We start from the raw sequence: 10,913 nt of genomic DNA on the forward strand, positions 1-10,913 counted from the left end.
CCTTCGTCAAAGGTTGAAAACGCCATACTATGTCGCGGCACGCCACATAGGAAACCCTGTGGTGAAGAGCTTTTGTGGCGAGGGGGCTTGCCCCCGTTGGACTGCGCAGCAGTCCCTGCTCCCATTCAAAGTCTACGGTGCCTCGAATGGGTCTGCTGCGCCACCCGACGGGGGCAAGCCCCCTCGCCACAAAAGCTCTTCACCACAGGGTTTCCTATGTGGCGTGCCGCGACATAGTATGGCGTTTTCAACCTTTGACGAAGGCACGTCCCCATGACGATCGAGATCCGCCCGGCGACCCCCAGCGATGCACCGCAAATCCTCGGGTTCATCACTGAACTGGCCGACTACGAACGTGCCCGCCATGAAGTCATTGCCAGCGTCGCCGACATCGAGCGCAGCTTGTTCAGCGAAGGCGCCACCGCCCACGGCCTGATCTGCCTGCGCGACGGCCAGCCAATCGGCTTCGCGGTGTTCTTCTTCAGCTATTCCACCTGGCTTGGCAGCAACTGCCTGTACCTCGAAGACCTCTACATCACCCCCGAACAACGCGGCGGTGGCGCGGGCAAAACCTTGCTGCGCCACCTCGCGAAAATCGCCTGTGCCAATGATTGCGGGCGGTTTGAATGGAGCGTGCTGGACTGGAACAAACCGGCGATCGAGTTCTATAAATCGTTGGGCGCGCAGCCACAGGAAGAGTGGGTTCGGTACCGGATGGATGGGGCGGTGCTGCGCGAGTTTGCCGAGGGTTAGTCACTTCCCTTCCAGTTACTGTTGATCATGCCGTCGAGTGTTTTACTAACGCTGATCTTGAAAACCCCGGCCTTCCTTTCATCGAAGGCCGCTCTCCACGCCGTGTATCCCTGATCGAAATCCGGAATCTCTGCTGTTTCGCCAATGCGATGAGTGATGCTGCGCTCTATGGCTTTGGCCTGGAAGGGCAGGTGAGGCATGTCGTTGAACTCAGTGCCTGTCACTGGGTTGATCATCCGGAAACCGTCCACCCTGATGTGAACCACCTTGCCTAATTTCGGATAGTTCTCGATTTTCAGGATCGTCAGTGTCGACCCATCCTCGCCCGGCCGATTTTTGTAGGCCCAGATATCGCCAACCTGCAGTTCCTTTGATGCACTCAATGCTGTGACTGACCAGAGTGCAGAGCAGAGCAGCATTGCCTTCAAAACAATCTTCATTTTCTTCCTTGGGGTGTAGGTGTCGTTCCAATGACGCCGCATTTTAAAGCGTTCGCAGCCAAAGTCCTGTCACACTTGTAAGTCCCATAATATGGGAGTGATATTTATATATTGAGATTCTTCCGCTTCCAGGTTTATAGTCCCGCTCACTCACTGCCAATAACAAAACAGGTGAAGCGATGCTGGCGCAATTGATCGCGCTCGATTGGGGGACAACCTCATTACGTGCTTACAAACTCGCTGCGGATGGCCAAGTGCTCGAACAACGTTCGTTGTCGTCGGGGATCATGCAGCTGCCCAAGACACCGCGAATCATTAAAGGTCAGGCATGTACTGACGGATTTGAAATGGCGTTCGATGAGGCCTGCGGTGACTGGCTAGATGCGCAGCCGGATTTGCCGGTGATCGCCTGTGGCATGGTTGGCAGCGCCCAAGGCTGGCGTGAAGCGGCCTACCGCGACACGCCGGCGAACGTCGCCACTCTCGGAACTTCCCTACAAACAATTCGCAGTATTCGCGGTGTCGATGTGCACATCGTGCCGGGTGTGATTCAGCGTTCGCCGTTGCCTAACGTCATGCGCGGCGAAGAAACCCAGGTGCTGGGCGTTCTGCAGAATCTTCAGGGCGACACGGGCAACGATCTGCTGATCGGCTTACCCGGCAGTCATTCGAAATGGGTGGAAGTGGCCGACGGCTGCATCGTGCATTTCGATACGTTCATGACCGGCGAAATCTTCGCCGTGCTCAGTGAACACAGCATTCTGGGGCGCACCCAGCAAAAGGGCGTGGCTTTCGATGGCCAGGCCTTTGATCGAGGGGTGCAAGTGGCCTTGTCGGCGGACGGCGAGATCGGCCCGCTGTCGACGGTGTTCAGTGCCCGCAGCCTCGGGCTGACCGGTGAACTGGCCGCCCCGGCCCAGGCGGATTATTTGTCGGGGCTTTTGATCGGTCACGAGCTCTCAGCGCTGGCGACAGCCCTGCGACGTCGTCGCAATAGCGTGCATCTGCCTTCGATCATCCTCATTGGTAATGGCCAACTTTGTGCCCGCTACAGCCGGGCCCTCGACGCCTGCGGTTTTGCCCGGGTGATGCTGGCCGAACAAGCCACCGAACGCGGGTTGTGGCAGTTGGCGCTCGCCGCCGGACTGATCACAGCCAACTCATCCCGTTAAACCTGACTGGAGGTCTGACATGCTCAAACACGCCTTGGCAAAAAATGGCCTGATCGCGATCCTGCGTGGCTTGCGCCCGCAAGAAGCGGCGGCCATCGGCGAAGTCCTGTACGCCGCCGGATTCCGCGTTATCGAAGTACCGCTCAATTCCCCTGAGCCGTACGAAAGTATCCGCATCCTGCGCAGCACCTTGCCCGCCGATTGCCTGATCGGCGCCGGCACCGTGCTGACGCCAGAGCAAGTCGAGCAGGTGAAAGCCGCCGGTGGCCAAGTGATCGTCATGCCGCACAGCGATCCCAAAGTGCTGCGCGCAGCGAAAGCGGCGGAGTTGTTCCTGTCGCCGGGGGTGGCAACGCCGACAGAAGCCTTTGCGGCATTGGCCGAGGGCGCGGACGTGCTGAAGATGTTCCCTGCCGAGCAGATGGGGCCGGCCGTCGTCAAAGCCTGGCTCGCGGTATTGCCGGCCGGAACCATTCTGGCGCCGGTCGGTGGGATCACGCCAGACAACATGCAGGTGTTTATCGACGCGGGCGTCAAAGGCTTCGGCCTTGGTTCCGGGTTGTTCAAACCGGGGATGACGCCAGCGGACGTGGCCGTCAATGCCAAGGCCTACGTGGCTGCCTGGAAATCCCTTCGCTAAGACTTTTTGGCGCTGTGAGCGCTGCCTCTAATAAAAGAGACAAGAAAATGAAAATCACCAAACTGACCACCTTCATCGTTCCGCCGCGCTGGTGCTTCCTCAAGGTCGAAACCGATGAGGGCGTGACCGGTTGGGGCGAGCCCRTGGTTGAAGGTCGCGCCCACACCGTTGCGGCGGCCGTTGAAGAATTGTCCGACTATCTGATTGGCAAAGATCCACGCAACATCGAAGACATCTGGACCGTGCTCTATCGCGGCGGTTTCTACCGGGGCGGCGCGATCCACATGAGCGCACTGGCCGGTATCGATCAGGCGCTGTGGGACATCAAGGGCAAGGCGCTGGGTGTGTCAGTCAGTGATTTGCTCGGTGGTCAGGTGCGGGACAAAATTCGTGTGTATTCGTGGATCGGCGGCGACCGGCCAGCAGATACCGCTCGCGCGGCGAAAGAAGCGGTCTCCCGTGGTTTTACTGCGGTAAAAATGAACGGCACCGAAGAGCTGCAATTTCTCGACTCCTTTGAGAAAGTCGACCTGGCCCTGGCCAACGTCGCGGCCGTACGAGATGCGGTCGGGCCAAACGTCGGTATCGGCGTCGACTTCCATGGCCGGGTGCACAAGCCCATGGCCAAGGTGCTCATGAAGGAGCTTGATCCGTACAAACTGATGTTCATCGAAGAGCCGGTGCTCAGTGAAAACTACGAAGCGCTGAAGGAACTGGCGCCGCTGACCAGCACCCCGATTGCCCTCGGTGAGCGGCTGTTCTCGCGCTGGGATTTCAAGCGTGTGCTGAGCGAAGGTTACGTCGACATCATCCAGCCGGATGCGTCGCACGCCGGTGGCATCACCGAAACCCGCAAGATCGCCAACATGGCCGAAGCCTACGACGTGGCGCTGGCGCTGCATTGCCCGCTGGGGCCGATTGCCCTGGCGGCGTGCCTGCAACTGGACGCGGTTTGCTACAACGCGTTTATCCAGGAACAGAGCCTGGGTATCCATTACAACGAGAGCAACGACCTGCTCGATTACGTGAAAGATCCGCGGGTATTCGACTACGACAAAGGCTTCGTGAAGATCCCGAATGGTCCGGGCTTGGGCATCGAGATCAACGAGGAATACGTGATCGAGCGCGCCGCCGTCGGCCACCGCTGGCGCAACCCGATCTGGCGCCATGCCGATGGCAGTTTCGCGGAGTGGTAATGCAAGCACGATGATCGTTCCCACGCTCCGCGTGGTAACGCCTCACCGGACGCTCCGCGTCCGCTTTTGGGACGCGGAGCGTCCCTGGCTGCATTCCCACGCAGAGCGTGGGAACGATCACGACCTCAATAAACATAAGAAGAGGCACTCCTCATGCAACCGCAAACCCTCACCGGGCAAGCGTCGTTGGTGACGCCCAGTCGCAAGCGATTTTTCATCATGGTCCTGCTGTTCATCACCGTGGTGATCAACTACCTGGACCGCAGCAACCTGTCCATCGCGGCTCCGGCATTGACCAGCGAACTGGGCATCGATCCGATCCACGTCGGGCTGATTTTCTCCGCCTTCGGCTGGACCTACGCCGCCATGCAGATCCCCGGTGGCTGGCTGGTGGACCGAGTGCCGCCGCGCATTCTCTACAGTGTCGCCTTGCTGCTGTGGTCGATCGCCACGGTTATGCTCGGTTTCGCCGGCAGCTTCATCGCGCTATTCGTCCTGCGCATGGCGGTCGGTGCTCTGGAAGCCCCGGCCTATCCAATCAACAGCCGCGTGGTCACGACCTGGTTCCCCGAGCGCGAACGCGCCACGGCCATTGGTTTCTACACCTCCGGACAATTTGTCGGCCTCGCATTCCTGACGCCGGTATTGGCCTGGCTTCAGCACGAGTTCGGCTGGCACATGGTGTTCGTCAGCACCGGCGCGGTGGGCATACTGTGGGCGGTGATCTGGTACGCGGTGTATCGCGAGCCTCGGGATTTCAAAGGTGCCAACGACGCTGAAATCGACCTGATCCGTGAGGGTGGCGGGCTGGTGGATATCCAGGCCGAGCAAGCCAAAGTCAAAGCGAAATTCAGCTGGACCGACCTCGGCATTGTCCTGACCAAACGCAAGCTGTGGGGCATCTACCTCGGCCAGTTCTGCCTCAACTCGACGTTGTGGTTTTTTCTGACGTGGTTCCCGACCTACTTGGTGAAATATCGCGGCATGGACTTCATCAAGTCCGGCCTGCTGGCGTCGTTGCCATTTCTCGCGGCCTTCATCGGTGTGTTGTGTTCCGGGTTCTTCTCCGACTTCCTGATCCGTCGCGGATACACGGTTGGTTTCGCCCGTAAGTTGCCGATCATTGGTGGCCTGCTGATTTCCACCTCAATCATCGGCGCTAACTTCGTCGAATCGACACCGCTGGTGATTGCCTTCCTGGCGCTGGCGTTCTTCGGCAACGGGCTGGCATCGATCACCTGGTCGCTGGTTTCAACCCTGGCACCGGCACGTTTGTTGGGGCTGACCGGCGGGGTGTTCAACTTCATCGGCAACCTGTCGGCGATCACCACGCCGATTGTCATCGGTTTCCTGGCGACCGGTGATTCGTTTGCCCCGGCGATTACCTACATCTCGGTTCTGGCATTGATTGGCGCGCTTTCCTACATCTTGCTGGTGGGCAAAGTCGAGCGTATCAAGTTGTAGTCACGGGCATCGGGCGACCATAATGCCGCCCGTTCACTCGCTCAACGGTAAAGGCTGGATATGCAGGAAGACGCCCCAAAAATCGCCAAGGACGCCGCGCCGACCGGCACCCAGACACTGCTTCGTGGTCTGTGTGTAGTTCAGGCCGTGGCCAGCGGCGCCCGCGATCTCAAGGAGATCGCCCGGTTGATCGGCACGACGCGCAGCACCACCCATCGACTCGCCAGTTGCCTGGTGGACGAACGATACCTGCGTGTGGTGCCGCAAATCGGTTATCTGTTGGGGCCAAAGCTGATCGAACTGGGTTTCCAGGCGCGCGAAGAGTTGCCGCTGGTGACCTTGGCCGGGCCGTATCTGGATGAGCTGTCGGCGTTGACCGGCGACACCATTCACTTGGCGATTCGTGAAGGCGACGAGGTGCTGTACCTGCACAAAAATCCGGGGCGCAATGGCCCGGAAATGCGTTCGCGGGTCGGCCATCGCATGCCATTGGCGCGCACCGGGATCGGCAAGGCGCTAATGCTGGATGACACACAGGAAGAATGGCAACGGCTGTACGAAATCAGCTTGCCGGCGGGCGGGAAAAATCTGTTTTGGCCGCAGCACCCGGAGCAATCCTGGGAGCAGTTTCAGCAGCGCATGGTCGAGTATGTGGCGGGCGGTTACGCCTTCGACCTGGAAGACAACGAACCCTCGAYCCGTTGTGTCGCGGCGCCGATCMGTGACGCCGGCAAGCGCATTGTTGCCGGCATCAGCATCGCCAGCACCGTGCCGTACATKCCGCTGGAAAAAATGGCCGAGCTGATTCCCCTGATCAAAGGGGTCACAGCCCGGCTTTCGGCAGAACTCGGCGCGAAGGTTTAGACCTTCAGCGTTGCCATGTCGATGACGAAGCGGTACTTCACGTCACCGGCGATCATGCGGGCGTAAGCCTCGTTGATCTGGCGGATGTCGAGCATTTCGATGTCGCAGGTGATGTTGTGCTCGGCACAGAAATCCAGAACTTCCTGGGTTTCGGCAATGCCGCCGATCAGCGAACCGGCCAGCACGCGGCGTCCCAACACCAATTTGGCAGCGTGGACCGGTGGGTCGATCGGCTCGATCAAGCCCACCAGAATATGCACGCCATCGAAGCGCAGGGTGTCGAGGTAGGGGTTTAGGTCGTGCTGCACAGGAATGGTGTCGAGCAGGAAGTCGAAATGGCCAGCAGCAGCCTTCATCTGTTCGGCATCGGTGGACACGATTACGTGGTCCGCGCCTTGGCGACGACCTTCTTCGGCCTTGCTTGCCGAGCGGGTGAAGAGCGTTACTTCGGCGCCCATAGCCTTGGCAAACTTGATGCCCATGTGGCCGAGGCCGCCCATGCCGAGGATCCCGACCTTGTCGCCGGCCTTGACGCCGTAATGCTTGAGTGGCGAGTAGGTGGTGATGCCGGCGCACAGGATCGGCGCGGCGCTGGCCAAGTCGAGTTTTTCCGGGATGCGTACCACAAAGTGCTCGCTGACTACGATGCTGTCGGAGTAGCCGCCCATGGTGTTGCTACCATCGACGCGGTCCGGGGTGGCGTAAGTCATGGTCGGACCTTCGAGGCAGTATTGCTCAAGGTTCGACTGGCAGGCTTCGCAGCTTCGGCAGGAATCGACCATGCAGCCGACGCCCACCAGATCGCCGATGCTATGTTTGGTCACGTTCGTACCAATGGCGGTAACTTTGCCTACGATCTCGTGGCCGGGCATTAGCGGGTAAACGGCAATGCCCCATTCGTTACGAGCCTGGTGGATGTCGGAATGGCAGACACCGCAGTAGAGAATCTCGATCGCCACATCGTCGGCCCGAGGGCTGCGACGTTCGAATTTCACGGGGGCGAGGGGAGTGGTGGCCGACTGGGCGGCGTATCCGATGGCGGTGTACATGAGGAACCTCGCAATAGCAGTGACAGGTGAGGCGGTGCATTCTGTGCGCCGCACCTTGCACCGGCCATGGCGATTCCTCCGGCTTTCATGCCTATTCCTCCGGCATCCACCTTCGATTGATCAAATGGACGATCAGACCTGCGATGATGCTTTCATCCCTTTTTTCGCGACTTTTTTGTAAAGAGCTCCCATGTTGTTGACCCGTCATCTCGATGCCAATGCCACGCTGGTTTCGTTGATCCAGCCACTGACCACTCGCGACGGCTTCGCGCCCACCGCGTTGCCAGGTGTGCAGGTGTTGCGTGCCAGTTGCGATGTGGCCCGTGGCCCGCAGATCTACGAGCCGAGTCTGGTCATCATCGTCCAAGGCAGCAAATTGGCGTATCTGGGCCCGCGAACGCTGGAGTACGGCGCCGGGCATTATCTGATTCAGGCATTGCCGGTGCCGTTCGAGTGCGAAACATTTGCCGCGCCGGAAGGACCGATGCTGGGGGTTTCCATCGCGATCGACCGGACCTTGCTCGGCGAATTGGTGTTGGCCATGGGGCTGGTGGCGGGGCGCAGTATTGCTGCGCAGACGCTGGAGTCCATGACCTCGACAGTACTCGATGACGCGATGCGTGGATGCGTGGAACGGTTGCTGCGTTGCCTGCACGATCCGCTGGAATGTCAGGTGATGGGGCAGGCGCGGTTGCGTGAGTTGTTGTTCGTCGCTTTGCGCGGGCCGCAAGCCGATGTGCTGCGCGCGCTGGTGGAGCAGCAGGGGCAATTCGCCCGTGTCGCGGCATCGCTCAGTCATCTGCATGCGCATTACACCGAGCCGCTGAATGTCGAGTCCCTCGCCAGTTGCGCGAACATGAGTGCGTCGACGTTTCATGAACATTTCAAGCGCAGCACTTTGTTGTCGCCGGTGCAGTATTTGAAGCGATTGCGCTTGCTCAAGGCGCAGCAGTTGTTGCTGTCCGAAGGCTTGGGCGTGGCGCAAGTGGCGCATCGGGTGGGGTATCAGAGTACGTCGCAGTTCAGTCGAGAGTACAAGCGCTACTTCGAGCGTAATCCGGGCGACGAACGCGCTGCCTGACCCACCGAGAATCCCTTGTAGGAGCGGGCTTGCTCGCGAAAGCGGTTGATCATTCAACATTGATGTCGATAGACATATCGGGCCCCCGATCGGGAGCCTTGATGTTCAGCCATTCGACTTACATGTTCGGGTAAGTCGGGCCGCCAGCACCTTCCGGTGTTACCCAGGTAATGTTCTGTGCAGGGTCCTTGATGTCGCAGGTCTTGCAGTGAACGCAGTTCTGGGCGTTGATCTGGAAGCGCTTCTCGCCGTCTTCCTTGGTGATCACTTCGTACACGCCGGCCGGGCAGTAACGCTGGGCCGGCTCATCGTACAGCGGCAGGTTTTTGCTGATCGGGATGCTTGGGTCGGCCAGTTTCAAGTGGCATGGTTGTTCTTCTTCGTGGTTGGTACCCGAGATGAACACCGAGCTGAGCTTGTCGAAGCTGATTTTGCCGTCCGGTTTCGGGTAGTCGATCTTCTTGCAGTCGGCGGCGAGCTTGAGGCAGGCGTAATCCGGCTTGGTGTCGTGCAAGGTGAACGGCAGTTTGCCGCCGAAGATGTTCTGGTCCAGCCAGTTGAAACCACCGCCAACGATCGCGCCGAACTTGTGGATCGCCGGGCCGAAGTTACGGCTGGCGAACAGTTCGTCGTAGAGCCAGCTCTTCTTGAACGCGTCGACGTAAGTGGTCAGTTCTTCAGTGCCGTCTTTCTCGGCGAACAGGGCCTCAGCCACGGATTCAGCGGCGAGCATGCCGGACTTCATCGCGGTGTGGCTGCCTTTGATCTTGGCGAAGTTCAGGGTGCCGAGGTCGCAACCGATCAGCGCGCCGCCCTTGAAGACCATTTTCGGCAGCGAGTTCAGGCCGCCTTTGCAGATGGCACGCGCGCCGTAGCTGATGCGCTTGCCGCCTTCCAGGTACTGTTTGAGCACCGGGTGGTGCTTGAGGCGCTGGAACTCATCGAACGGCGACAGGTAAGTGTTGCTGTAGGATAGATCGACGATCAGGCCGACCACCACCTGGTTGTTTTCCAGGTGATAGAGGAAGGAGCCGCCGGTGTTCTCGGTGCCCATGATGTCCAGCGGCCAACCGGCGGTGTGAACCACCAGGCCTGGTTGGTGCTTGGCCGGGTCGATTTCCCAGATTTCTTTCAGGCCGATGCCGTAGTGCTGGGCGTCGGCTTCGCTGTCGAGGTTGAAACGCTTGATCAGCTGCTTGCCGATGTGGCCACGGCAGCCTTCGGCGAACAGCGTGTACTTGCCACGCAGTTCCATGCCCGGGGTGTACAGGCCTTCTTTCGGATTGCCTTCGCGATCCACACCCAGGTCGCCGGTGATGATCCCGCGAACTACACCGTTCTCGTCGATCAGCGCTTCCTGAGCGGCGAAGCCCGGGTAGATTTCTACGCCCAGGTTCTCGGCCTGCTGAGCGAGCCAGCGGCACAGGTTGCCCAGGGAGATGATGTAGTTGCCTTCGTTGTGCATGGTCTTGGGCACAAAGAGGTCAGGAACTTTTTGCGCGCTGTCTGCGTTTTTGAGGACGAAAATGTCATCGCGGGTGACCGGCGTGTTCAGCGGGGCGCCAAGTTCTTTCCAGTCCGGGAACAATTCGTTCAGGGCGCGTGGTTCGAACACGGCACCAGACAGGATGTGAGCACCGACTTCGGAGCCTTTTTCGACCACGCAGACGCTGATTTCCTTACCGGCTTCAGCAGCCTTCTGCTTCAAGCGGCAGGCAGCGGAAAGACCAGCGGGGCCGGCACCGACGATGACGACGTCGAATTCCATGTATTCGCGTTCCACAGGTTATCTCCTACTCAAGGCTCAACAGTTTTTTTTCTAATTTTGGAGGTTTGGTGTCGCATCCATGAATCCCTGCGCGAGCGCGGAACAGGACAATCGATAGTCCACCTTTCTCTCTGGGTGGCGCATTATATCTACACCACTGCTACCGTCCAATACAAACGTTTGTTTGAAATGGCTCAAAGCCAGAGAAATCAAAGTCACGCGGCTTACGAACGGCCATTTTAGCGTATTGACCGGAATAGGCGTTCCGGTCAAGATACGGGCGGTTTTGCGCTCGCCGTAGGCACACTGTTGGTTTCAAGAGCACMTCTAAAGACAGGGCGATGGCAGTACAAGGTGAGGCGCAGCGCACGTATGGCGCGCAGTTTACACGCCACGATAATGAATGACTCGTCGGTCACCCCTGACAAACGGTCATCATCATTGTGAGCGATGCTCACTTGACACTTTAGCCAGCGTTTTTAGAGG

At 59.2% G+C, this 10,913-nt stretch carries 10 protein-coding genes; 7 read left to right on the plus strand and 3 right to left on the minus strand.

Going from position 1 to position 10,913, the window contains the following annotated elements; all coding sequences use genetic code 11:
- Positions 1–273: 273 nt before the first annotated feature.
- Positions 274–753, plus strand: a complete 480-nt coding sequence (locus AC1DRJ_RS14015; RefSeq protein ID WP_046049099.1) for a GNAT family N-acetyltransferase — start codon at positions 274–276, stop codon at positions 751–753.
- On the opposite strand, the gene AC1DRJ_RS14020 is transcribed toward AC1DRJ_RS14015, so the two are convergent.
- Positions 750–1,193 (minus strand): hypothetical protein, encoded by a 444-nt coding sequence (locus tag AC1DRJ_RS14020; RefSeq protein ID WP_477802682.1) that lies wholly within the window; start codon positions 1,191–1,193, stop codon positions 750–752. The genes AC1DRJ_RS14015 and AC1DRJ_RS14020 overlap by 4 nt on opposite strands.
- Before the next feature lie 179 nt (positions 1,194–1,372).
- Between AC1DRJ_RS14020 and AC1DRJ_RS14025 the strand changes: the two genes are divergently transcribed.
- The 5 genes from AC1DRJ_RS14025 (at position 1,373) to AC1DRJ_RS14045 (ending at position 6,529) form a co-directional block, all read left to right on the plus strand.
- Positions 1,373–2,365, plus strand: a complete 993-nt coding sequence (locus AC1DRJ_RS14025) for a 2-dehydro-3-deoxygalactonokinase (protein ID WP_477802683.1) — start codon at positions 1,373–1,375, stop codon at positions 2,363–2,365.
- Between the two features lie 19 nt (positions 2,366–2,384).
- A complete protein-coding gene (locus AC1DRJ_RS14030; protein ID WP_477802684.1) occupies positions 2,385–3,005 on the plus strand; it encodes a 2-dehydro-3-deoxy-6-phosphogalactonate aldolase in 621 nt (206 codons plus the stop codon).
- Between the two features lie 47 nt (positions 3,006–3,052).
- The gene (gene dgoD, locus AC1DRJ_RS14035; RefSeq protein ID WP_477802685.1) at positions 3,053–4,201 is read left to right on the plus strand and encodes a galactonate dehydratase; all 1,149 of its coding nucleotides are present in this window, start codon (positions 3,053–3,055) and stop codon (positions 4,199–4,201) included.
- Positions 4,202–4,354: 153 nt separating this feature from the next.
- Complete coding sequence (locus AC1DRJ_RS14040) at positions 4,355–5,665, plus strand: MFS transporter (RefSeq protein ID WP_477802686.1); 1,311 nt, start codon at positions 4,355–4,357, stop codon at positions 5,663–5,665.
- Positions 5,666–5,725: 60 nt separating this feature from the next.
- A complete protein-coding gene (locus AC1DRJ_RS14045; protein ID WP_477802687.1) occupies positions 5,726–6,529 on the plus strand; it encodes an IclR family transcriptional regulator in 804 nt (267 codons plus the stop codon).
- Here AC1DRJ_RS14045 and AC1DRJ_RS14050 read toward each other — a convergent pair.
- Positions 6,526–7,578 carry an NAD(P)-dependent alcohol dehydrogenase gene (locus AC1DRJ_RS14050; RefSeq protein WP_477802688.1) on the minus strand — a complete coding sequence of 351 codons (1,053 nt, stop codon included), beginning with the start codon at positions 7,576–7,578 and terminating at the stop codon, positions 6,526–6,528. The two genes, AC1DRJ_RS14045 and AC1DRJ_RS14050, sit on opposite strands and share 4 nt — an antisense overlap.
- A gap of 190 nt (positions 7,579–7,768) precedes the next feature.
- Here AC1DRJ_RS14050 and AC1DRJ_RS14055 point away from each other — a divergent pair, with 190 nt between their 5' ends.
- Positions 7,769–8,659: an AraC family transcriptional regulator gene (locus AC1DRJ_RS14055; protein ID WP_477802689.1), complete on the plus strand. Its 891-nt coding sequence runs from the start codon at positions 7,769–7,771 to the stop codon at positions 8,657–8,659.
- Positions 8,660–8,777: 118 nt separating this feature from the next.
- Here AC1DRJ_RS14055 and AC1DRJ_RS14060 read toward each other — a convergent pair whose 3' ends face one another.
- A complete protein-coding gene (locus AC1DRJ_RS14060; protein ID WP_477802690.1) occupies positions 8,778–10,442 on the minus strand; it encodes an electron transfer flavoprotein-ubiquinone oxidoreductase in 1,665 nt (554 codons plus the stop codon).
- Between the last annotated feature and the right edge of the window lie 471 nt (positions 10,443–10,913).

Source organism: Pseudomonas sp. P5_B2 (assembly GCF_056400445.1).